This window comes from Candidatus Neomarinimicrobiota bacterium, from assembly GCA_016784545.1.
GTDB lineage: Bacteria > Fidelibacterota > UBA8477 > UBA8477 > JABMPR01 > JABMPR01.
The window spans coordinates 26,189-49,932 of the sequence record JADHUM010000025.1 but is presented as its reverse complement, the minus strand read 5'-3'; the positions used below and the strand labels follow the sequence as shown (position 1 = coordinate 49,932).

The following is a 23,744-nucleotide window of genomic DNA, read 5'->3' as shown; positions in this document are numbered from 1 at the left end:
TCCTCAGTTCGGAGATTTGCCTTAAGCTTCCTTCAGATTCGCAGTCACCCACGACACCCTTGCTCTCGACTAGTGGTTGGAAACTACAATCCTCCACAGTGGACTTGCACCACCTAGTTATTAACCATGCACGGCACACGATAAAAAGATGGCTCCATAAAGGAGCCATCTCAAAGCTATTTGGTTACTGATTTAATCTTCAGGATTCAAGGTCACCTGAACCATACGGTCCAGATCAAAGTATTTTGCTGCAGCAGCCTGGGCATGTTCAGCTGAAAAACCTTCAATCAGTTCATTAAATTTCATAAAGTCTGAAAGTTCACGACCTTCGCGGTAATAAACTGCCAGTGAATTCAACCAGTATGAGTTCTTCTGAATATTGATCTCACGTTCACGGCGCTGGGATTCTTTAACCTTATCAACATTCACTTGGTCCGGGGCTTCATTCATGATCTTTTTGATCTCGACCATAACAGCATCCGTCAACTCCTGAACTCGATCAGGGGCGCAACCAAAAGTCACATTCAGCGAATATTCTGGTTCTGGCTCCTTAGACATGCTGGCCCAGACACTCACGCCATAGACACCACCCATATCCTCGCGGAGCACTTCACGCAAACGAATACGAAGTACCTGCATCATGGAGTACATGTCATAACGATTCTGGCGGGTATACTCAAACTTCCCGGGAAAAATAATGCGTGTACGACTTTTAGGTTCCACACCGCGCTTGACTTCCTTTTGAATTTTGCCCTGTGGTGACATCACACCCTCATCTACCCAGGTTTCATTTCTACCTGTAGCAGGCAATGAACCCAGATATTGGACAATGAGTGGCAACATGGTTTCCATTTTAAAACTTCCCACAAATAGAAAAGTAAAATCACCGGCATCTTCAAAACGCTCATCATACAGTTCTTGAGCCCTGTTGAGGTCAACCAGATCAAGTTTTTCAACCGTCATGGGTTGACGACGGTGATGATAGCGATTCATGGTTGCAGCAAGTGTATCACTATAAGCCGCTTCAGGACTGAGACTTTTATTCTCCAGCTGCGAGCGGAGCTGAGTCATTAGAGCTGCAACTGCTGCTTCATCCTGACGACTGGCTGTGAATTGCAGATAGATCATCTGGAACAGCATTTCAATATCCTTGGGTGATACTGAACCACGTAGACCTTCATAGAGTTCGCTTATATAAGGTGTTGTAGCGACCTCTTTACCTGCCATCAGTTTCTGAAGATCCATGAGACTGAAATTTCCCAGACCACTATAGTCCATCAATTTATCAGCCATCTTGCCTGTGATAAGATCATCGTCGTTAAACACTGAATAGCCACCCGGGCTGTAAGCTTGAAAGAGAATTTCATCATTTTTAAAATCTGTGGATTTTAGAACAACCCTCACACCATTGCTCAAGCGTAATTCGTAGGTGTCGATATCTTCATGATATTTTTTCTCGGCTACACTGCCTGCTTTGGGAAGTTCAGAGATCAGTGGTTCAGTGGATACCTGATCTACATAGGGCTCTATATTCAAGGTTGCGATGCTGGCCATGACAGCAGCCAATTCAGCTTCACCAGGTACTGAGACGCCTTCTTTTTCTGGTCCAGATGCCATGACAACCCGGTTCTCATCTGTGATAAATTTCTGTGCCAGCGCGTTGACTTCATCAAGACCAATTCCAGGGACCGTTTCCTTGTACAGTTGAAACTCATATTCTATACCCGACACAGCTTCTTCTTCCAGAAAGTGGCGAATGAGTTCTGAGGCATACCCACGGGACTCCTGCTTATCTCGCTCCTGATAGAGCGCTTCCATAGATCTGAGCACCGATTTTTTTGCACGATCCAACTCTGTTGATGTGAAACCATGACGACGAACACGTTCACCCTCAATAAGAACCGCTTCCAGACCGGCAGGGATCCCACCATCCACAACACCAGCACCGAGAGCAGCCATTACAGATGTTCTGGCCCAGCCCCATTTAGTGGAATAAGCATACAGAAACGGTGCATCAGCCTTCTGGGATAATTCACTAAAACGTGCATTCAGCATTTCATGGTAAATACGTTCAATGATGTTGTCACGATATTCACCTGCCGTGCGATCAATTCGTGCGGGATGTTTAAAGAGAATATTCACACTTGAACGAGTGGCTTCTGGATCTGATGCAACTGCATAAAGCACCTCAGAATGACCGGGTACATCAAAAATTGTACGATCTCTGGTTTCAGTCGCCTTGGGTATTGCACCAAAGAGATTTTTTATTCTGGCTTCAATATCAGCTGGATCAAAATCACCAACTGCTACAACTGCCATAAGATCTGGTCTATACCAGTCATTATAAAAGCGCTTAACACTCTCATGACTGGCATTCTGAATAATATCCATGGAACCAATTGGAAGTCTATCAGCATACCGTGAGCCTTTAAAAAGTACAGGGAGTTGTTTGTCAAAAATGCGTTGCCCCGCACCCTGTCCCAGACGCCATTCTTCAACAACCACGCCGCGCTCTTTGTCAATTTCCTCTCCTTCGAGACTGACCTTGTGAGCCCAGTTTTCCAAAATTCTAAAGCCTGTTGCCATCTGGTTTATGCTGTCGGTGGGAACCTGAAGCATGTAGACCGTTTCATCAAAACTTGTGTAAGCATTCAGATCGGGACCAAAGCGCATGCCAATGCCTTCCAGATAGTTAACCAGGTCCTGCTTGGGAAAATCTTCAGTACCGTTAAAAGCGAGATGTTCCAGAAGATGGGCCAGACCCAGTTGATCTTCATCTTCCATGATTGAGCCAGCATTTATTACCAGACGTAATTCAGCCCGATTCTCAGGTTTGCCATTCTTTTTGATAAAATATTTTAAACCATTGTCCAATTGTCCCTCAATAAGACTGGGATCTGTGGGCATTTGAGCCTTTAAATCGATACTACTGTCATCAGCTTTCTCACCGTTAAAAACACAGGCAGACATGAGTAGAGTGAGTGCGATCAGTAGTACTGGAAGTGATCGTGAGCGGTACATATTTATTTCTCCCTTATTCAATATCATAAAATTGCACGCCATTATAATCCTAAACGCATGGGAATGTTATGCTTACTTGCTTACAGTAAAATAACGAGAGGGACAATAAATCCTTGTTTCCGTCTTTGCGAGAAGCCCTTCGACTATGCTCAGGACAAGTTACACGACGTGGCAATCTCCAAATTCTTGGATTACCCGATGTTCGAGATCGCCGCACTTCGTTCGCGAAGACTAAACCATCTAACTAAGAGGTAACTATTTAGATGCTATGGATACCAGCCATTTGAATAAATCTATACCAATGGTATCGTTGGTTTCTGACTCTGGATGCCACTGTACGGCTAACAGTGGAATGCTTCTATCTTTGGGTTCCAGAGCTTCTATGAGACCATCTGCTGTTCGTCCTGTTATGTGCAACGTTTCTGGAACCTCTTTTACTGCCTGATGATGGGCACTATTGGTATCAACCATCATTTCTCCAGTAAGCGCATGGAGAATTGAGCCTGCTTCAAGTCTCACGTCATGGCGGGCCTCAAACCAGTCTCCAATTTTGTGGACGAGGGGATTGTTAACCTGAGCGGGAATATCCTGATAGAGAGAGCCGCCCAAGAAAACATTAACCTCCTGCATCCCCAGGCAGATGGCCAGGGTGGGTATTTTGTTTTTCCAGATATACTCGAAAATTTGACGGTCATGGTCTCCCCGACGATGATGAAATGGTTTGGGTGTCAGTGGATCAGGAGATTCTCCATAGTATTCGGGATGGAGATCATCTCCACCTGTGAGAATAATACCATCTAGTTTACTAATAAGTAGCGCAAGATCAGCTGCTTCGATTATGGGTGGTATCAAAACGGGGAGCCCGCCAGCTTTCTGTACGCTATCCGTATAGGACTTACCCAGGATACTGCGATCCATTTCCTTGTGCTCATAATATGCAGGACTGAGACCAATCAGTGGTTTCATACTTTGCTGCCATTCATGTAAACTGCTTGAATTAACCCCTCTGGAATTTCATCAACTGCATCTAGATGTTGAAAGTCAGGATCAAGAACAACAAAATCAGCGAGATGTCCTGCCTTCAGTATTCCCAGATCATGTTCTCGAAAACCGGCATAGGCCGCCAGGCGGGTGTGTGCTTCCAGTGAGTCATTCAAACCAATTGCCTCTTCCATGTACCACCCTGCTCGATGAATGGCACCATGAATGGTGGCGATAGGATCAGCTGGAGATACTGGCCAATCGGATCCAAAGGCTAACACGGCATCTGCTTGTTTGAGGGACTGGAAGGGATAGGCGTAATCACAACGATCTCCCAGTAATTTATCGGCATAGAGTGCATCATCCACACAATGGGCCGGTTGAACCGACGCGATGACATCAAGATCGGCAAACCTGGATTGATCCTGAGGATGGATATGCTGGGCATGCTCAACTCGAAAACGCCGATCCCTGGGACCATTTTCCTGGATGACTGCTTCAAACACATCAAGAACCGCACGCACCGCACGATCACCAATGGCGTGGATGACACTTTGATACCCCATCTTATCAGCCTCGGCCATGGTTTCTTGAATCAGCGACACATCTGCCCATTGGCTATCATATATACCGGCTGATTCAGGGCTGTCATCATAAGCTTTCAACATGAGCGCTGTATGAGAGCCTAGGCTGCCATCGCAAAAACCTTTCAAACCCTTGTATTGAAAAAATTCATCCTCGTATATGCCATCCTTGAGCAGGACTTTCATTTCCTTCCATTTTAGTATGGGAGTATAGGCACTTATCCGTACCCGCAGCAGTCCTTCTCGCGCCATCTTTTGCAAAAAATGAAAGTGGTTCATATCATAAATCATATCACCTACTGAGGTGACACCCCTTGACAATAAATAATTCTGCGAGGTCTCCAGATTCTTCATAAGCTCAGATTCAGATTCATCCGGCATATGCATAAATACCAAGTCAATGGCTGCATCTCGCACAATACCCGTGGGTTCCCCGTTCTCATCCCGATCAATTACACCTCCCAGGGGATCTGGCGTTTGTGAAGTAATTCCAGCCAACGCCAGGGCTGTCGAACTGGCGACACCAGAATGACCATCGTGACGGGTGAGAAGCATGGGATGTCCAGGTGCGGCTTCGTCCAGCCAATCTCGATGTGGAAAGCTGTTATCGGAAAAATGGTGTTCGTTCCAGCCACCGCCCTTTAGCCAGGATCCAGCAGGTCGATCCGCTGCGAACTTTCTGACGATATCTATAAACTCTGCTTTTGAGTGGGCGTCATGGGCAGGAATGGTCAGCAGCGTCTCGCCACCCCACAGAAAATGAACATGGGCATCAATAAAACCGGGGACCACAATAGAGCCCACTAGATCGATGGATTCCGTTTTATCATCTGCGTATTGGGAGAGATCGTCCCCAACAGCCAGAATAGTTTTACCATGGGTCGCCATTTGAGAAACCTGGTTGCGCTCACCATCCTGAGTCAGAATGATGCCATTGGTAAATATTTTTTCAGCTTTCAGCATACTCATGAAAGCAAACTTTGACGTGTCTGAACCAGGGCTTCTATCCGCTGGGGATCTGGGTCATGCTTCCAATTTCCCCCCTGCTTGAAATAGCTGCCCACAATAAATGCATCTGCAGTATCAAAGATTTCTGAAAGACCATCTGATGTTACACCACTTCCCACCAGAACAGGCAACTGTGCAGAAGCATAGACTCTGCTAAGCTCTTCGTGATTCACAGGTTTGCCCGTATGGGTGCCGGTGATAATCACGCCATCACTGAGGAAAAATTCAGCCGCTTCAACCGTATCCTCAAGGGACACATCAGAAGTCATGGCGTGGCTACTGTGCTTTTTCTTGATATCAGTAAAAATCTGGATTGATTCAGCACCAATATGCTTTCGAAAACGAAGTAATTCGCCGGCATCGGACTGGAGCAAGCCTTCATCAGCCATGTGTCCAAAGACAAAACCCTCGGCACGAATGAATTGAAATTCTGATGCTTGAGCCACTGAAAGGGCTGCTTGATTGGCTCCAGCCAGAATTTGAAGACCCAGGGGTAGATTTGTCACTCCGCGCACATCAGAGCATATCCGAGTCAGGGCTGATATAATTTCAGGACCCACATTGCGATTCAAAAAGGGCAGGTCATGCATATTCTCCAGCATAATGGATTGCATTCCGTTTTCAGCCAGGATTTTTGCCTCTTTGACTGCCTGAGCAGCAATTTCGGAGACAGAGAGATGGTTTTGAGGGGTTCCCGGCAGAGCCTGAACATGGATCATGCCGATGAGACTCTTGGTTTTGGGAAAAATATTAGAGAATGTCGATGTGTTCATGTGGTCGTCCTGTCATTATTATTAGCATTCAATATAGCTAGATCTGGAGTGTTTTGAATGCCTCTGACTCGTTATTAATTAGTGGTCACGAGATAAAGCTGTCTGGGTCGCTTGATACCATGTTGATGTAAATGCGCTTTGATACTCACGGCCGTTTCTTTCAATGCGGGAAATTCTGGCCGCTTACTTTCTGCCTTGATCAAGTCATCGATTATTGCTTCCATTTCGGCCACCTCAATTTTATCTGGCGCTGCCTCTTTTGAATTGAGCAGAATTTCATTGGAGCCAATCCTCAGATCTGCCTTAGAAACCATGTCCAGAATTTCATTGGAAGTATAGGTGGTTTCATGAAAAATCCCATGCAATCGATCCACTTCCGCCCTCAAGGCATGGAAGCGACAATAGGTTTGTTCTGCTTCAGTGAGGTCATTGCTTATCATCTCTGTAATGATGATTTGACCATCCCGTTTGATCAACCTTTTAAGTTCAGACAGGACCGCTGTTTTGTCTCTGAGATGGTGGAGAGTGTTTGATAAAGTGATGGTGTCAAATTGATTCGCTTCAAGACCCAGGGGCAGATTTTCCTGGATCAGAAAATGAATATTAAATGCTTCCAGAGTTGTCCTGGCCTGCTTGACTGATTCTAGATTAATGTCTACTGCTGTGACTGACTTGAATGACTCATTCTGTTCAAGGACATGCTTGAGAAATCCTCCATCGCCACATCCGAACTCCAGATAGTCACCTAGTTCGAGCTCCTGAATATGCCGGGCGAGTGAGTGATATTCATTATACATATCTGGCTACCTAACCCCTGACACTCATCGTCCTACAGCAGAGTAGTCTTGAATCATCTTTTCGAAGAGACCGTTAAGATGTGGGTCAACTTTCTGACGTGCAGCATCTGCTTCATACCAGGCAACAATCTCCCTGGCGCCCTGTTCAAATGGAATCTCTGCTGAAAAATCTGGCACCAGAGTCTTAATTTTTGAATTGTCAAAAATCATGGTATGGGTTTTGTCTCCCAGAAGTCCTTCACCAAACACAGGGTCATAGGTGGCGATGAGGTCGGAAGGAATGTGAATGATATTGGGTTCAACTCCCAGTGCAGCACCCATCAAACGAAAGATATTATCCCAGGACAACCACTCATCTGAGGTGATATGATAGGCCTGGCCAACGGCTTCCTCTTTTCCCAGTAGACCGACCAATCCTTTGGCAAAATCTTTGTGGTGTGTTAAAGTCCAGATAGATGACCCGTCACCATGGACAACGACGGGTAGCCCCTGCTTTAAGCGCATGAGGGCAGTTATCCCACCCTGGAGAGGAATAAGGGTCTTGTCATAGGTATGAGAGGGTCGCACAATGGTGTAGGGAAATCCCTGTTCCAGGTAGCTTTTTCGAAGGAGGTCCTCACAGGCAATCTTAATACGTGAATACTCCCAGAAGGGATTGCTTAAAACAGTATCCTCTGTGATGGGTAAACTGCTGGGAGGTGTCTCATAGATTGACGCAGAACTAATGAAAACATACTGGTCAGTTCTGCTGCTGAACATATCGATATCGGCTTGAATTTGATCTGGCGTAAAGCCAATCCAGTTCACCACGACATCAAATTTATGGTCTCCCAGTGCGTGCTCAGTTTCAGTATAATTCCTGATATCTGCCTGAATGGTTTTAACTCCCGATACGGGTCTCAAGCTGGCACTTTTACCTCTGTTCAAATGGTACAAATCAATACCTCTGGAAACCGCCAGCTCTGAACAGGCTGAACTGATGATACCAGTTCCACCAATAAACAATACTTTCATATCACCTCATTTGTTGAATAGATCACTTCCCATGACCTTTGGGCAATTTCCCGAATAACCCCCATAGCCAATGATGGAACTTATGCAATCCCCGGGGCTGGGCAAACATCAGTATGCATTCCCCATGGACCACCTCTATCTCATGTTCCTTGCAATATTGAATCGCATCAGCCGATTCAGATCCCTGTTGCATCCAGATTTTTCTAATCCCTGCCGCGTGGGCTTCTCGAACCAGTTTTTCAGTCTGGGCTGGAGGAACCACATTTATCAACCCGCCCACATCAGGTGGTAATTCAGCCAGGGACCCATAGCAGGCGACACCATTTATTGTCTCTGCTTCAGGATGAGTTAATAATAATTCATACCCCTTACTGCTCAACTCCTTAAGAACTGCATTACCAAACTTACTGGCTTTACTGGATGCGCCAGCCAGCGCCAGTTTTTTTTCTCCAAGAAATGAATCAATCGTCATCCGATCAGTCATAATAATCTCCCCACATTCTAATAATTACTCTATTTCTTAATCCGTGTTGTTGTAGTCTTCAATCTTTTTATGCGTTTTCAACCATTCCTGTCCTGATGTGGTTAGAAAGAAATCCATCCACTGATAATACATGCGCTTGTTTTCCCCTACGGTTACCCAGTGGCTGGCTCCAATGGGTATGTGCAATATTTCCCACTCATGGAAGGCAATTGAGTCTGTATCTGCAAAAACCACAGCGTCATTACCAGCCAAGCCCAGGAATAGCTGATCCAGCATGGGATGCTCATGAGCTCCCACCGCATCAGGACCTTTGGTGTCTACGGTCCCCATGGCAACTCGAGGAGCATGATCTTTGGGCAACACAGTGCGGCTAACCGTGTTGGGACTTTTAATTTTTTCAGTGTAAGCTTCGCAGTCCTCAAATCTTTTGAAATAGATACCCTCCCTGTTTTCAGAAGGAAAGGTTTTCATCTCTTTCAGGTCCAGTTTAGATAGCTTTTTCTTGATGTGGATGTAATGAAGAGTATCTCCAGCAGCAACTTCAACCGAAATACTTTTTTTTGCATTTGTCAGGGCAATGCTTTCAGGTTTAATACTATAAGTATCTGAACCTGACCTCAGCGTGCCTTGGCCATTTATAAAAATCAGGATATGATCGTATTTTCTGGCAAATTTCTCAAGATGTGATAGAGGACCTGCCAGAATGGTATGGCTGACTTCCGTCTCAGCAATTTCGTTCTGCATCAAGGATTCATTAAAAACTTGGTTCCTACCGGAGATAGTCATGGTCAATTTCTGTGAATGGATAGCATTGGCTCCATTGACACTCAGTATAAGAACCAGCATCCCTGTGAAAATCAGTGTACTATTTTTCATATTACGACCACTTTCCCCTTCCCAATTTCTATCAGTTTATCTCCTTCGAATGGACTGGATGACAACATCCAATTTCTGTAGAAACTCAGACCGGTCACGCTGTGTCAGTGGTGCTGGACCGCCTGTAATTTCACCAGCCCCTCGTAACTCTGTCAGCAAATCCCGGGTTGCCAGCGTCTGGCCAATATTATCATCGGTAAAACGCTTTCCAGAATTACTCAACACCTCGGCACCAGCTGTAATGCAACGTCCTGCCAGAGGTATATCTGCTGTGATGACCACATCACCTTCTTGCACATGTTCAACAATCCAATCATCCGCTTCATCAAACCCATCACCGACAACTTCCAATTTGACACGTGAATTTTGTGGTACACGCATCCTGGAATTTGATACAAGGGTAACCATAAGCTCATATCTGTCAGCCACCCGATACACTTCGTTCTTAACGGGACATGCATCAGCATCTACATAGATATGCAGCAATTAATTCAGCTCCGGTTGTGCTTCGGGCAAAACACCGATTAGCTCCAACGCTTCTCTGGTTATTTCCCTAGAATACTTAGCTTGGTCGTTGTGGGTGAGTTCAATATTAGTGGCAAAAAACCAGACTTGATCTCCTTTTTCAACATATCCTATCCACCAGGTGTGTTGCCCATCAGCTCGAACAGCCCACCCTGTTTTAGCGCGGATTTTATAGTCATCTGTCTCTTCAACCACCATAAGATCTTTTACGATCTGGATATTTTGAGCCTTAAAAGGCAGCTCATTATTATGGAGCTTTTTGAGAAAAGTAATTTGTTGTTCAGCCGTAATTCGTAGATCACCATCCAACCAAAAGCTGGAAATGTCAGGACCCGTCTTCATGTTGCCATAGTTCAACTGTTTTAAATGAAGGAGATATTTCTCATTTCCAACTCTTCTGGCCAACTCCTGATAAAACCAAACACATGATACTGGAAAGGCTGTCCTCATAGAATGGTCCTGGTTCCAGGCGTCGAGAAATCTTACCTCTCCATCCCAAATAAAAATTTCATCTGGACCGGTTAAGGCAGCTTCTTCGAGGGCGATAAGAGAGTTGGGTATTTTGAAGGTTGATGCTGGTAATAAGGGCATTTTTGCTCGTTCAGGACAGGCCTGAAATAGTTGTGTCCCATCCAGCGTGGTTAGAAGGATGGTACCTGTAACTCCACGATCGTTAAAAAGGGCTTCCAAATTTATTGGGGGTGTGGATCTGGAGCATGAATAGAGCGTTAGCAACCCCAACAGGACAAATACCTGGTTTTTTAGCAATCCCACGATCCACTTCACTTTCACAGGCTAGGTTTTTTTCTTTCTGGTTGTTGGTTTTGGTTGAGGCTACCGAGATAGTCATAGCTCACATCAAATCTGGTTTCAAGTCTGAGGTGGATTCCAGCAACTTTTGGGGGATGTTCACATATTCCTTCATGATGGCCCCATATTGTTCACTGAGTGAGGATTGAAATTCAACCAGAAATGTTTCTCTAGCCTCTTTGGGGAGGCGGAGAGCCATGACTCCCTGCTTGTCCAGGAAGCTAAACATATGACCATTCCTGGAGGTGTAGAGCATGGTTTTGCCTTTACGATCAACTTCAGGATTGGTCGCGACCAGAGCTTCATAAAGTTCTAAATTGGTTTGATAGTCTTGATTCATTTTCTACTCCAGCCCCCCTTTGATGACTATTGGGTGGTCTCGTCCGTATCGAATTTTTCTCGCTCTTTTATGATGGCTTCAACCATTTCTCCATCATCAATGCCTTCAGCGTCCTCATTCAAAAAGACCTGGAAAACCTTTATGGCCATGATGGCCAGCTGGGTTGGGTTCCCAGGCAATTCATCTGGAGGGAATAGTTTGGATTTGTTTGTTAAAAAGGAGCCCGCCCTTTGAACCGCTTTGTGTTCTTTGATTTCCTCAGTTTCTGAAAGATTGAATTTCCAGCGTTCAACCTGCTGGGTGATGAGGACCTTGTCTTTTCCATTGATCTGAATACCAGTGGCTGGGAAGATTCTACAATCATAGCTACGGCAAGTTGAAGGTCTGTGCTCATAGATTGAGCAGGCGCTATTTTTGAGCATGGGACAGTGACCCTTCTCATCATACCCCATGAGGACATTTCCTGCAGGCATTCCAGGTGCAGGGAATAGCAATTCATCTGGAATATGAGACAGTGTATCTGTTTCACCGGGTTTGATGTGGATAAAATAGGAAGATCGACAGCAGGCGGTGCATTCGCCACAGGGTACATCTGTCTCCGTATCATTTTTCAGTGCATCGCGCTCGTCACCAAGCCAGTTTGAAAAATTACCCGCAGCCAATCCCAGTGGTTCTGACATAGCGTTTAGAAGGCACCCCACTTTTGTTTGCCAGGGATGTAGTAGGAGGGGCAGAGAAAACGAAACATCTTTGCGATGCTGCTTGCCCGCTCAGCCTTCTCTTGACTCTCTTCCAGCATTTTTTCCAGCTCTTCACCGAAGGCATCATGGAAATAGCTCTCGGCAGCTTTTGTTCTCTCGGCTTCTGTTGTGAATTGATTTCTTATTTGACCCAGTTCTCCTGCATCCAACCAGAACCCGCCACACTTGGCACACTCATCCACTTCCACATCTCGTTTAACACTCATGAAATGCTTCAACATGATCACGCCGTCGCATTTGGGACAGGGTCGTTTTTGTGTAAAATCAACTGAAACACCTGGATTCTTTTCAAACTGCAAAAGCTTTTCGCCAACGGCTTCATGCCTTTCATCAACCTGTTTTAGTTCATGGCTATCAAACCAGAGACCTCCACAACCATTTTTACAGACATCAACAGTTATCTCGCCAACCTTGGTTGCTACAAGTGTATTGGCACATGCCGGACATTTCATTTCAAACCCCTATTTGTTGTATTGATTCAACTATAATTATTCGATGTATAATTTCCCGTGTAAACCTGAGTATCAAAGCTAAAATTTTCTATTGTCAGCTACTCATCATCTCTGTGAACAGACCCTGGTGAAAATGCAGGGAGACACACAGCGACATACTCAGCCCCCTCTTCTCCCGGGGTGCTATAACGAACCCATTCTCCTGGATTTGTGATAATGGACTGGCCTGCCATCACATCGCATTCCCCATCATCATATTCAACATGAAGTCGTCCCTTCAACACCAGGGTTATCTCCATAAATTCAGGTCGCTGACCAGGCTCCACCCACCCTCCAGGTGAGCCCATGCGAGCCACACTCACCTCAGTATGGTTTGAATTGACATGACCCACAAATTCTTCTATGCGCTTGGGTTTATTGCCTGCAGATTCAATGATTGTCGGTGATTCTATTATTCTGGGCATTTGACATTTCCCTCTCAAGACAGGAGCTTGAAGCTGCTTATTTTATAAGTAGTATTTTGTGTGTGGCCGTAAAATTTCCCTGTTGCAGTTTTACAAAATAAATTCCCGCAGAAACATTACTCCCTGACTCATCCAGGCCATTCCATGCCCTGGAATATTCACCACTGCTTTGGACCCCCTGAACCAGCGTTTTTATTTGCCTGCCGCTCAAATCCAAGATGAGTAGTTTAACGAGACCATTTGCTGGGAGAGTGTAGCGCAAGATGGTTTCAGCATTAAATGGATTGGGGTGATTGGTCAAACTGAAGTTCTCAGGTAAGTTTGGGTCCGCCACAACAGAGCTTGTCCCATTCACGAAGCCTGGAGTTGGACTATCAAAGTGTACCCAGGTATCTCCGCCATCAGGAGATCTCCCGTAAGAAATGTCCGCTTGCTGGGGTCCAAAATTCAAGGCATCAATAATGGTGAGTCCATCATTATCCACCAGAGCAATGAACTCACCACCACGACTCAATTTGAAATTGCAATGTATGTCTGCCTGTTCCTGATCCTCATCACACCAGACCAGCAAATGCCCTCCTGATTCCAACATCACGCCACCAAAAGGAAACATCCACTTTGTGAGATTGGCAGGGTCATCTGTGAGATACATACCACTCAAATACATATCTGAAGGGCCTGAATTATAAATTTCCAGCCAGTCATCATATTCACCTGCTGCATCATGATTCGCAGCCACATTATCCGCCAAAAACTCATTAATGCGCAAGGGGTTGGTTGAACCCCCAGGTACCTGGATATATTTGAAATCACTACGGGGATAAAGCATGTTCTGTCCATTGAGATCAACAGCACCAACCTGAAACCGGCCGTGACCTATTTCACCCATGGGAGGAATAACACCCACCCATCGATCTGATCCCTCAATGGATGTTGGGTTTGGATCTGGTGCAAAATGCATTGGGTAGGAGAGGATTACAGTCAACACCCCAGGATGAAAAGCGATGGCCAAGCTATCCAGACCTACATGACTGAATGCAGCCACACTGACATATATACTATCTTCAGGTCCAGGGATGAGGGGCCAATACTGGAGATCATAGATAATGGGAGGAGCAGTTTCATACACAAGCTGGTTATCCAGGGAGGCATGTCTTTCATTAATAAACTGCTTGAGCCCTTTTTTAACATGTTGATTGGAATAGGGGCTCGCCGAATAGGACTGATTAAAATCGTCTATTCCGAAACCGTAGTCGAGAGTTCTGTAGGTATCAAACCCAGCCCAGGGGGCAATCATTGACTTCAGACTATCCAGCCTTGATTCCCACAAACTTAAATCGGTAATATTGTCCTGGTAATACTCCAGGATATGGGTGTACAAATTTCGATATTGGGTGTTGCCCATGATTTCTTCCATGAGAGGTCTGGAACCCGGATTGTTTCCCTGAGATTCCTCTATGGTCATAAAGCTATATGGATTCACCTGAGTCCAATCCACATTAAACCAATCGATGCCAAAACTATTGTCATAATCGTAGGGGATAAATCGAATCCGATCCAGGCTGGGGTCATGATACAGGTAGTAGTTGTTTCTCAGGAACCAATAGTCATCCCAATTCCCCATGAGGATGTTCATGGCGGCATATTTCAGGACATCTGGAACCACGAGGACTTGCTCCAATGAATCTGGGAATAGAGCCGCAGGGGTATCATGAATGATGGTAATCAGTCTGGCTAACTCACTAAAATCGTAGAGGTCCTCATTAGTTTTTAATTCGTATGGACGGGTGTCATCCTGATAGGGATGATAATCACTGGCGTTGGGACCCCTGTAGGTGAGATCTGCCGGCCAGAGACATTTCCACAAATTACCAGAATCGTCTTCGAAATGGTTTTTAAGAAATTCCTCATCGATATGTTCTATGGAGATGTAGAGACCGTAATAAACATCATTGATGTATACTGCACAATGGGCTGCTCTGGTGGTGGCCATCCCAGTCTTCCGGTAGTGATCCCAGGCTATTTTGCTGCGAATGATGGAGGGGTCATTGTGCTCCCCATTCAGGTTCAGCTTTTCCACATCATAAAATTTGCGTCCCGGTTCAAACGTATTGAAAGAGAGCTTGAATGATTTTTTCTGGGCATCTCGGGAGGTATTGCCCCTGAGACGAAACCCCACATTTTCGATAGTTTCATCGATAAAGGCATTGGAGAAATGGACTGTTGAGAGATGCATGGAGTCACTCTGAACATGATCATACATCCAGATCAGTCCCTCAGGGTCCATATTTATTTCTATGATGGCGACCTGGCTGTCGTCGTACAGTAAATCAAGGTCATTGGCCGCAAGAACCAGCGGAATAGACAGCAGAAATTTAATGAGAATTTTCATGCAGGTAATCTAGGCAGAATCCAGGATTCAAAAATGTTTTGTTGGGGTGGTTCCAGATATATCCATGGGTCGTTGCTCTGTGGGCTAAGACCTGAGAGGCTAACTAAAAATCCAGAGAGGGAATTATGATTCTACTTCTGTAAGTTGAATGTTACGGGCAGCGACAATACCAATATTCAGTTCAAAGCCAATAATGATGGCGAGAGCATAACAAAATATCAGCAGCATAATAATGGGTAGGGTTCCTATGGAACCATAAAGTGCGTTGTAGCGGCTGAAATGATCAATATAGAATCCAAAGCCTGTGGTAAGCAAAATTGACAGGACTGTGGCCAGGCTTGCCCCGGCCGAGATGAATCTATATTGGCTTTTTTTAGAAGGACCCCAATAATAAAGAAAGGAGTAGGCAAAATAGAAAACTCCCAGAATGACAACCCACTTACCAATAACGACCATATAGTAGAGCCAGCCTTGTATCATGAGTTCTTTGAGGACCAGGAAATCCAGCAGTCTGTGGGTAATGGTCATGAGAGAAACACCTATGGTAACCAGGAAAAAGAGAGAAACAACCAGTACAAAGGCTACTGCTCGCTGCATCAACCAGCTCCGACTTTCCTCAACATGAATTGACACATTAAAAGCATCTATGAGAGCCACAATACCGTTGGTCGAAAAAACCAGGGCGAAGGCAAAACCAAATGACAACAAGCCACCATGTTTGATAGTGATGATATCTTCAATGATCCTCTGAACCACCACATAAGTACTGGCTGGTAGAATAGATTGAATCAACAGGAGAAGATCGCTTTGAAAATTCTCAATAGGGATCAGGGGTATAAGCGTGAAGAGAAAGAGGATGGCTGGAAAAACAGCTAAAACCAGATTAAAGGAAACTGCCTCTGCTCTTGCAATCACCCTACCATCACGAATGCCTCTAAAGAAAAATAAGAGTACGTTAAATGCAGGTACCCGATCAAAACCCGGGAATGATACCTGTTTGGCCTTATTTATATAGGGCACCATCCAGCGGAACTGTTTTCTGTGGTAAAAGTGATGCTGGTAATTCATAATTATTCAGAGAACCTACAAAATTAATTTCTGCGATCAATTTCTTTTAATGGTGGCATGGGATTTATCTAGAAGTTGTATTCCCGATTCAGGACCGCTGAGCGGGCTTCAACAACAGCAGCTTCTGCATTGAGGGTAATGGCTATGTATACTTTTAGAATTGCTGAATACTCCTCAATCTTCAGGATAGTTAATTCTTCCTTTTCAAGCTCGCTAGATGGTTCATGTCCAACAATCTTTTCTCTATATCTTTTTATCCTGCTATCAATGCGTTTTACAATTATTCTGGTATAATTCTGTCTACGATAGATATCATGGAGTTCTTTTATCAGCAAATCGTCAAGCATGTGGGGATTGCGTAGAAAGAGATCATTTATTTCATCTCGCAGGGGATTGATCTTGGAGGCTTCACTGGCAGCCTCGGCGTATAGCTTGGTTGCTTCATTGATTAATTTGATGGTCTCCTCCGAAGTTCCGCTGATCCGATAATCTTTCATCTCTTCAAACCACTGAAGCTCTGAGCTTAGGTGATCAATAGTCTGTTGCTCAAAATGGGGGGCAATCCCCCTGATCAGGGTCACCAGATAATTCATGTTATCAACAAGTTGAGTTCTCAGACGGCTGCGTTTTTGCCTGCCGCGTAAGACTGATTCAATGATCCTCACACTTAACCATACGCCCAATAACTCCGTACCAATATTGGGGACAATGGATTCCAAAAAGACTGCTTCGGCTTTCACCCCTTCGAGACCGTTGAAATAGTATATGATCAAAGCCAGACCGATACCGAATACGGGAATATCTATAAATGACCAGCGGAAAAACCATTTTTTTAGCCTGTTCAGTATGATATCCACTCCTGCCAAAACTTTGGGTTGGGTTACTTGCCGAGCTTAATGAACATCATAAATGCTGCCACCAATAAACTCTCGGAAATGCGAGGTTTCAGGGATGGGTGATTCGTCTGTAACTGGTGTGACTGACTCAAGCATTTCCCGTACCCTTTTCGCTCTCAGATAGGCATCCACTCGACGGGGATCATCTTTATAGTCCTTTTCCCACTCTATAAAATGATCCAGCAGACGATTTCGCATCACAGGCAGCTCGTAGGGTACTGCACCGTTGATGACATAATCAGCAGTGCTGATATAAGGTAAAATGTTTCGCAATTCTGCATTACGGACATAGTGCCAGTGAGTCAATGTCTGACGGGGATCATATGCTCGATGCTGCTCATCCCGAATCATGCGACGCATGAGTCTCAGATCTGTCCAGCGGATAAACTTCCCGTTAATACCCTTCATTTGAAGCAAGGTTTCTATATACACTTTGAAGACTGTACTCTCATCAATTCCATCGAGCATATCACCGTACAGACCGTGGAGACTATCGATGAGGATCACATCGGTAGATTTAATCTTCAGGGGGATCTGATCCAGGGTTCGGGTTCCCGTCTTAAAATCATAGGAAGGTGTCAACACTTCTTCACCAGCCAGCAATTGTTTGATGTGTTTATTGATAAGGGGTAGATCCAGAGCCTGAGGTGTTTCAAAATCATGGTCGCCAAATTCATCAACAGGATGCATATCCAGATCAAAAAAGTAGTGGTCAACATTCAACTCAACCAGACCCATTCCCTTTTTTGAAAGATAATGAGCCAATTTGCGTGTGGTCGTTGTCTTACCTGAAGATGATGGCCCGGCAACAACGACTATTCTTGTATTCCCTTCCCTCTCGGCGATGAGTTCAGCAGCTGCCTGAACGTCAGATTCATAGGCGGCGTCGGATTCCAGGCAGATCTGAGGAAATTCACCCCTGGCAATTCGCTGATTCATTTTATCCACAGAATTGAGATCGTGATCAGAAGCCCAGACAAGCACTTCGTAGATCTTTTGATAAGGAATATTACCCTGGTGGGTTACGCTTTTGCTTAATTTAGCTTTCCGTTTATCGTTCTGTGTAGCCCGATATAGAATAAAGTGTTTGGCAACAGTTGCATGACCTTCTTCTATGAGAACCTTCTCAACGATATCCTGGACTGCCTCCACCATAGGTGGGTGGTCAACAGAATAGTTCTCACAGATGATCCCTTCGACTTTCAAAGCCAGGTCTGCTGCCTTGTCCTTGTCACGACCACCAACTGCTACAGCGGCTCTATAGATGGCATTGCTTATACGTTGACGGGAGTATGGGACATACGTCCCATCACGCTTAAAAACATGGGTCAGTTTACAGGCTTCACTCATCACTGTCACCAAACTTGATATCATCATCTAATTCGTTGACATCATCTTTAGAAACGGGGAAATAGCTAGCAAGATTTTCACCCAGTTTATGAATTCCAGCCAACAAACCTTCACGCATGTTTCCCTGGGCAAATTGAGTTTTCATCTCTTCAACAGTTTCTTCCCAAAAATCTGTGGGAACCTTTTCGTAGATACCCACATCACCATAGACGGCGAATTTTTGTTCAGAAAGAAAAAGAACGATCAAGGTGGCATTGCGCTCTTTGGTCTCATGAAGTTTGGCTTTTTCGAATATTCGTTTAGCAGATTTGTAGGGTTGACCGTGAGAGGTCGTATTGAAACTAATGACAATCTCACCACTCGTGCGACCCTCAAAAGTATTTATTGCCGCAGATATATCCTGCAAATCCTGATCACTAAAAATCTCTTTTGCCAGTTTCTCAGCTTTACTCATGGTGCCTCCTCAGAACGATCTCAATAATCGTCCGTGATATCCTTGCCTTGTTTCTTACTGATCACCCGAAATTCATCCATATTTTTGGATTCATCTTCCACAACTTCGACTTTGATAAAATGCTGCCACTGAATGGAGCGTACCACATTTTTACGACCAGATCTTAAAAATTTTGCCAGTTCGGGATTGACAACCAGTTGAAGTCTGAATTCTCGTTTTTTGGAATGAAAACGACGGAACCAGCCTTCAATCTGAGTCGTGAGGGCAGCCTTTGACATAATGCGACCGCGTCCTTTGCAGACTGGACATTCCTCAGTTGCTGATAGCAATAAGCTGAGACGAATACGTTGACGGGTCATTTCCAGAAGACCAAAATCCGAAATGTAGCTCACGGCTACCTTGGCTCTATCTTTACGAAGTTCACGACGGAGTTCGTAATAGACTTTCTTTTTATTATCCTCGCGGGACATATCAATAAAATCAATAACAATCAAACCACCCAAATCTCGCAGACGTAATTGTTGGGCAATTGCCCGGGCTGCTTCCAGGTTTATTTTCACGGCATTGGCTTCATGGTCTTTGCGACCAATGAATTTTCCAGAGTTTACATCGATGGACACCAGGGCTTCGGTTTGCTCAATGACGATTGAGGCCCCACTCTTCAAACCCACTTTCCGAGACATTGATATATCAATACCCTTCTGGACATTGTAGGCATCAAACATGGGTAATTTTTTATTGTAATGAATGAGGCGATCAAGCAATTGTGGAGCAGCACCTTTGAGATAACTGCTGATTTGCTTATACATCCCCTTATTGTCCGCGACCACGCGCTGTACATCATTGGTAAAAAGATCACGAATAAGACTGGAAACGGTCTCCATATCCTTATAAACAAGTACGGGACCTGGTTTGCTTTTAACAACCTTCTCCATGCGTTTGTAGGAGTCCATGAGATTGTTTAAATCGGCGCCCAGGGTTTCATCATCTTTGCCTTCAGTGACGGTTCTGGCAATTAAACCAAATCCATCAGGTTTCATTTCCTGACAGCTTCGACGTAATCGACGGCGTTCATAATTATTGTAAATTTTACGGGAGATACCAATTGAGTTTGAGTTGGGCACCAATACCAGAAATCGACCTGGTAAAGAAATGTTGGTCGTCACTCTGGCGCCCTTGCCCATATATGGTTCTTTGATGACCTGGACCAGAATCTGTTGTCCCGTCTTTAATTTTGGCGCATTGGGTCTTCTATGATCGTGGCGATGATTCTGGTTTCTTGATCGACCACGGTTGCCTCTTTGGGGCTTGTCATCGTCATCATCATCGTCATCATGATCCAGAAGAAAGGATTCACCCTCAACTTCTGAAAAGGGTAAAAACGAATTGGCTCCGATCCCGATATCAACAAAGGCAGCCTGCATTCCAGGCAAAACATTCTCCACAACACCCTTGTAGATATTGCCAACAATTCTAATGTTTTCAGGTTTTTCAACATAAAGTTCAACCAGAACGTCATCCTCATGGATGGCAATCCGTGTTTCCTTATGCGTTTGGTTTATAAAGATATCCTTCTTCATTTCAATTCCTTAGATATGAATTGAACCGGTAAAAGAAGAAGGTTGAGGCATTTGCTCTCAACGGGGAGGTCATTCATTCTCCTTGAATGAACCTTTCACAAAATTTTTTCTGCGCTTACTCTGCTTGAGCGGACTCTTTTTGTCCTGTTCTATCGGATCTTGCGCACTATCGATTCGGAAATATTCTTAGGAATCGATTAAATTCTTTTACCAATTCTGGTTTTAGCAGTCTTATGATCTGCTATTAAATCAGGTGCATCCAAAGATGATCACCTGTTTTGCAGTCGTAAAAAGCGTTCCCCATGCTCAGGTTGATTTTTTATGTAAGCGGGAACGTAATGACCTGGCAGTAATCCTTCAATAAACAGAATTCAGAATATCCCACCGATCTAGACCTCAATGTTTTTAGGCTGCCGGGGTTGTCTCAAAGAGACAAACATGGATAAACCGCTATACAGACGGGAGGTGTGGATCTGCTCAGGTTCTTTTTACAACGGTACTCACCGATCGTCATACCAATCACGCCGTGAAGTTCATGAAAACAGCTTCTCTTTTAACCGTGTGGATTGGTAGTTGTTCGATCGGAACTTCAAAAAACGCGGGGAGAAATTCGTTTAATCGGATTCCCTTCCCGTTTTGGACCAGAGTGATAACCTCAAGGCTATTACCCTTTATTTCAATAGACTGGATATATACTTTTATATCCAGGGATATTATGCGCTGTTTTCGCTCGCGTTTAATATACACATTTTTCTTCTGTTCAAAGTTTTGTTTCAAACTCTCCAGTGACATTTCAGAGGGGATATCTTCCAGTTCAACTCTTTGTTTTATGGACCCAATCTGAGCGGTAACAGAGTCAATTCGACCTTTGTGCCACGCCACTTCACGCACAGCAACTCCAGCGGGTAAGTGTTTATTCAGGTCCTCTATTATGGAGTCGACCTTATGGAAAAGCAGAATATCCATGTATTCAGCTTCAGAGGTATAGCCGAGTGGTAGAGCCGGTCCACTGGATATCTTGGGTCGGCTATTAAAGCCCTGGGAAAAAATCACGGGGAGGTTCGCCAGGCTAATGGCCCGCATAAAGGAGTTCTGAACATCAAGATGACCCAGATAGCTTGCCATCCCTGTTTTTGAATATCTCAGACGAGCAGTATGCACAGGCGTGGTGTTGAGCAACTCAGGCAGGGGTTCTCTTTCAGGGGCGACATAGGGTTCTGGTTTGATGGTTGACTCACCTACTGTGCCATCTTTAACAACCCGCATGATTAGTTCATCGAAATCGCAAACACCACAGGCCAGACAGCCATCACGGCAGTCAATGACGGTTGCTTCCTGGTAGGCTTTTTGTTTTTCCCGTCTGAGGAATTTTTTCAGAATACCATTATCCACCAGATCCCAGGGCAAGATGTCCTGGTCATCACGCGCCTTCAGATAATCCTCATACTGGATACCCGCTGTTTCGAAGGCTTTCATCCAGCGATCATGGCGGAAGTAATCACCCCAGCTGTCAAAGCGGGCGCCTTCCTTCCATGCTTCATATATAGCAAGCGAAACCTTACGATCTCCCCGGGACAACACACCTTCGATCTCGGAGTATTTAGGGTCCCGGTAGGAAGCACGCACATTTTTGTGCTTCAGATTATCCATAAGGAAATCAATTTTTTCGCGAATGACTTCTTTGCTGTCCTGTGCTTCCCACTGGAAGGGTGTTTCCGGTTTGGGAATAAACGTAGACAAAGTCACATTGATTTTAATCCTGCCATAGGGGTTTGCCATTTTCCGTACATCATTGATGAGGTCAACTATACCCTGCAAATCAGCCTGTGTTTCAGTTGGTAGACCCAGCATAAAATAGAATTTGAGTGTCTTCCAGCCACCATCCAGAGCGATCTGGACTGAGGAGAATAAATCTTCATCACTGATCAGCTTGTTTATAACCCGTCGCATCCGCCAGGTACCGGCTTCAGGGGCAAAGGTTAGACCTGATTTTCGCTCCTCAGAAGCAATTGATGCAATCTCTTTTGTGAACGTATCCAGACGCATTGATGGAAAGGAAACCGACACCCGGTTTTCTCTGAGATAGGGTTTCATGCCCTCTACCACTTCGCTGAGACCTGTATAGTCACTGGTTGAAAGCGATAGCAATGACATGTTTTTTTGTCCCGTGTTGGCCAGCGTTGTCTTGGTTGTCTCGATGAGTTCTTCCGGTTTGCGCTCGCGAATGGGTCGATATACCATTCCAGCATGACAGAAACGACACCCCTGGGTACAGCCTCGCATGACCTCTATGGCCAACCTGTCCTGGGCTGTTTCAACAATGGGCACCACAGGTTTGGTGGGATAGTTTGAGGCTTCCAGAATGGGGATTTTCGCACTTTTTACCCGGTCTGGTGCTCCCTCAAAATTTTTGGTGATAGCGACTAACTTGCCATCCTGATCGGATTCGAAGTCGTAAAAGGCTGGTACATAAACACCTTCGGGCATGGTTGCCAGGTCTTCTAATATTTCACGACGTGAACGATTGGCTCGGCGACCCTCACCAATGCGGCGGACCAGCTCAACCACCTGCGCCTCTGCATCACCAATAAACACAAGATCAAAAAAGTCAGCGACTGGTTCAGGATTGTAGGCATTGGTCCCACCGGCGATGACAAAAGGATCATCATCACCACGATCTTTGGTCCAGATGGGAATATCAGCCAGATCCAGCATGGTCAATATATTGGTGTACAGGAGATCATAGGGAAGCGAAAACCCAATAATATCAAAGTCTTTTAAATGATGTTTGGTCTCCAGACTATACATGGGCAGGCCATGCTCACGCATGAGCCCTTCCATATCTGGCCAGGGCGCATAGACGCGCTCTGCTGCAATATCTTTTTCCCGGTTGAGAATATGATACAAAATCTGAAACCCATTGTAGGGCATGGCCGTATCATAGACGTCAGGGAAAGCCAACGCAATGCTAGCCTGGATTTTATCCCAGTCTTTGGTGATAATGTTGTGTTCGTTCCCCAGATATCGCCCGGGTTTTGATACTTTTGAAAGTATCCGCGTATGTAAAATATGTTCTATTTCTTTGGGTTGCACCCCAATAATCCTTTCATCAGC

Annotated in this window: 21 protein-coding genes; all 21 read right to left on the bottom strand. The window is 44.9% G+C overall.

What is annotated here, in order from left to right:
* Window positions 1-192 precede the first annotated feature (192 nt).
* Entirely contained in the window at window positions 193-3,021 is a 2,829-nt protein-coding gene (locus ISR87_07390) for an insulinase family protein (protein MBL7025268.1), read from the bottom strand.
* Between the two features lie 255 nt (window positions 3,022-3,276).
* Window positions 3,277-3,987, bottom strand: a complete 711-nt coding sequence (locus ISR87_07385) for a gamma-glutamyl-gamma-aminobutyrate hydrolase family protein (protein MBL7025267.1) — start codon at window positions 3,985-3,987, stop codon at window positions 3,277-3,279.
* Window positions 3,984-5,555 (bottom strand): amidohydrolase, encoded by a 1,572-nt coding sequence (locus tag ISR87_07380; GenBank protein ID MBL7025266.1) that lies wholly within the window; start codon window positions 5,553-5,555, stop codon window positions 3,984-3,986. The genes ISR87_07385 and ISR87_07380 overlap by 4 nt, the downstream gene beginning before the upstream one ends.
* Entirely contained in the window at window positions 5,552-6,367 is an 816-nt protein-coding gene (locus ISR87_07375; protein ID MBL7025265.1) for a BtpA/SgcQ family protein, read from the bottom strand. The genes ISR87_07380 and ISR87_07375 overlap by 4 nt, the downstream gene beginning before the upstream one ends.
* A gap of 74 nt (window positions 6,368-6,441) precedes the next feature.
* A complete protein-coding gene (locus tag ISR87_07370; GenBank protein MBL7025264.1) occupies window positions 6,442-7,164 on the bottom strand; it encodes a class I SAM-dependent methyltransferase in 723 nt (240 codons plus the stop codon).
* A gap of 24 nt (window positions 7,165-7,188) precedes the next feature.
* Window positions 7,189-8,178 carry an NAD-dependent epimerase/dehydratase family protein gene (locus ISR87_07365; protein MBL7025263.1) on the bottom strand — a complete coding sequence of 330 codons (990 nt, stop codon included), beginning with the start codon at window positions 8,176-8,178 and terminating at the stop codon, window positions 7,189-7,191.
* A 22-nt stretch (window positions 8,179-8,200) separates the two neighbouring features.
* Window positions 8,201-8,650: a CoA-binding protein gene (locus tag ISR87_07360; GenBank protein ID MBL7025262.1), complete on the bottom strand. Its 450-nt coding sequence runs from the start codon at window positions 8,648-8,650 to the stop codon at window positions 8,201-8,203.
* A gap of 48 nt (window positions 8,651-8,698) precedes the next feature.
* Window positions 8,699-9,538, bottom strand: coding sequence for a hypothetical protein (locus ISR87_07355; protein ID MBL7025261.1), 840 nt, complete (start codon window positions 9,536-9,538; stop codon window positions 8,699-8,701).
* Between the two features lie 36 nt (window positions 9,539-9,574).
* Window positions 9,575-10,024 (bottom strand): YaiI/YqxD family protein, encoded by a 450-nt coding sequence (locus ISR87_07350; GenBank protein MBL7025260.1) that lies wholly within the window; start codon window positions 10,022-10,024, stop codon window positions 9,575-9,577.
* Window positions 10,025-10,855, bottom strand: a complete 831-nt coding sequence (blaOXA, locus tag ISR87_07345) for a class D beta-lactamase (GenBank protein ID MBL7025259.1) — start codon at window positions 10,853-10,855, stop codon at window positions 10,025-10,027.
* Window positions 10,856-10,916: 61 nt separating this feature from the next.
* Entirely contained in the window at window positions 10,917-11,213 is a 297-nt protein-coding gene (locus ISR87_07340; protein MBL7025258.1) for a hypothetical protein, read from the bottom strand.
* Window positions 11,214-11,239: 26 nt separating this feature from the next.
* Complete coding sequence (locus ISR87_07335; GenBank protein MBL7025257.1) at window positions 11,240-11,893, bottom strand: YkgJ family cysteine cluster protein; 654 nt, start codon at window positions 11,891-11,893, stop codon at window positions 11,240-11,242.
* A 5-nt stretch (window positions 11,894-11,898) separates the two neighbouring features.
* The gene (locus ISR87_07330) at window positions 11,899-12,426 is read right to left on the bottom strand and encodes a zf-TFIIB domain-containing protein (protein ID MBL7025256.1); all 528 of its coding nucleotides are present in this window, start codon (window positions 12,424-12,426) and stop codon (window positions 11,899-11,901) included.
* Between the two features lie 98 nt (window positions 12,427-12,524).
* Window positions 12,525-12,890, bottom strand: a complete 366-nt coding sequence (locus ISR87_07325) for a cupin domain-containing protein (protein MBL7025255.1) — start codon at window positions 12,888-12,890, stop codon at window positions 12,525-12,527.
* Between the two features lie 37 nt (window positions 12,891-12,927).
* Entirely contained in the window at window positions 12,928-15,282 is a 2,355-nt protein-coding gene (locus ISR87_07320; GenBank protein ID MBL7025254.1) for a CotH kinase family protein, read from the bottom strand.
* 123 nt (window positions 15,283-15,405) lie between these two features.
* The gene (locus ISR87_07315) at window positions 15,406-16,350 is read right to left on the bottom strand and encodes a YihY/virulence factor BrkB family protein (GenBank protein ID MBL7025253.1); all 945 of its coding nucleotides are present in this window, start codon (window positions 16,348-16,350) and stop codon (window positions 15,406-15,408) included.
* A gap of 68 nt (window positions 16,351-16,418) precedes the next feature.
* The gene (locus ISR87_07310; GenBank protein MBL7025252.1) at window positions 16,419-17,207 is read right to left on the bottom strand and encodes a hypothetical protein; all 789 of its coding nucleotides are present in this window, start codon (window positions 17,205-17,207) and stop codon (window positions 16,419-16,421) included.
* A 36-nt stretch (window positions 17,208-17,243) separates the two neighbouring features.
* On the bottom strand, window positions 17,244-18,596 hold the full coding sequence (locus tag ISR87_07305) for a response regulator SirA (GenBank protein ID MBL7025251.1): 1,353 nt from the start codon (window positions 18,594-18,596) through the stop codon (window positions 17,244-17,246).
* Window positions 18,589-19,050, bottom strand: coding sequence for a TPM domain-containing protein (locus tag ISR87_07300; protein ID MBL7025250.1), 462 nt, complete (start codon window positions 19,048-19,050; stop codon window positions 18,589-18,591). Before ISR87_07300 ends, ISR87_07305 begins: the two co-directional genes overlap by 8 nt.
* A gap of 20 nt (window positions 19,051-19,070) precedes the next feature.
* Complete coding sequence (locus ISR87_07295) at window positions 19,071-20,630, bottom strand: Rne/Rng family ribonuclease (GenBank protein MBL7025249.1); 1,560 nt, start codon at window positions 20,628-20,630, stop codon at window positions 19,071-19,073.
* Between the two features lie 519 nt (window positions 20,631-21,149).
* Window positions 21,150-23,723 carry a TIGR03960 family B12-binding radical SAM protein gene (locus ISR87_07290; protein MBL7025248.1) on the bottom strand — a complete coding sequence of 858 codons (2,574 nt, stop codon included), beginning with the start codon at window positions 23,721-23,723 and terminating at the stop codon, window positions 21,150-21,152.
* Window positions 23,724-23,744: the final 21 nt, after the last annotated feature.

Coding starts and splice junctions, on each gene's coding strand:
- ISR87_07390 (MBL7025268.1), bottom strand. CDS start 3,021: ATGTACCGCTCACGATCACTTCCAGTACTACTGATCGCACTCACTCTA.
- ISR87_07385 (MBL7025267.1), bottom strand. CDS start 3,987: ATGAAACCACTGATTGGTCTCAGTCCTGCATATTATGAGCACAAGGAA.
- ISR87_07380 (MBL7025266.1), bottom strand. CDS start 5,555: ATGAGTATGCTGAAAGCTGAAAAAATATTTACCAATGGCATCATTCTG.
- ISR87_07375 (MBL7025265.1), bottom strand. CDS start 6,367: ATGAACACATCGACATTCTCTAATATTTTTCCCAAAACCAAGAGTCTC.
- ISR87_07370 (MBL7025264.1), bottom strand. CDS start 7,164: ATGTATAATGAATATCACTCACTCGCCCGGCATATTCAGGAGCTCGAA.
- ISR87_07365 (MBL7025263.1), bottom strand. CDS start 8,178: ATGAAAGTATTGTTTATTGGTGGAACTGGTATCATCAGTTCAGCCTGT.
- ISR87_07360 (MBL7025262.1), bottom strand. CDS start 8,650: ATGACGATTGATTCATTTCTTGGAGAAAAAAAACTGGCGCTGGCTGGC.
- ISR87_07355 (MBL7025261.1), bottom strand. CDS start 9,538: ATGAAAAATAGTACACTGATTTTCACAGGGATGCTGGTTCTTATACTG.
- ISR87_07340 (MBL7025258.1), bottom strand. CDS start 11,213: ATGAATCAAGACTATCAAACCAATTTAGAACTTTATGAAGCTCTGGTC.
- ISR87_07335 (MBL7025257.1), bottom strand. CDS start 11,893: ATGTCAGAACCACTGGGATTGGCTGCGGGTAATTTTTCAAACTGGCTT.
- ISR87_07330 (MBL7025256.1), bottom strand. CDS start 12,426: ATGAAATGTCCGGCATGTGCCAATACACTTGTAGCAACCAAGGTTGGC.
- ISR87_07325 (MBL7025255.1), bottom strand. CDS start 12,890: ATGCCCAGAATAATAGAATCACCGACAATCATTGAATCTGCAGGCAAT.
- ISR87_07320 (MBL7025254.1), bottom strand. CDS start 15,282: ATGAAAATTCTCATTAAATTTCTGCTGTCTATTCCGCTGGTTCTTGCG.
- ISR87_07315 (MBL7025253.1), bottom strand. CDS start 16,350: ATGAATTACCAGCATCACTTTTACCACAGAAAACAGTTCCGCTGGATG.
- ISR87_07305 (MBL7025251.1), bottom strand. CDS start 18,596: ATGAGTGAAGCCTGTAAACTGACCCATGTTTTTAAGCGTGATGGGACG.
- ISR87_07300 (MBL7025250.1), bottom strand. CDS start 19,050: ATGAGTAAAGCTGAGAAACTGGCAAAAGAGATTTTTAGTGATCAGGAT.
- ISR87_07295 (MBL7025249.1), bottom strand. CDS start 20,630: ATGAAGAAGGATATCTTTATAAACCAAACGCATAAGGAAACACGGATT.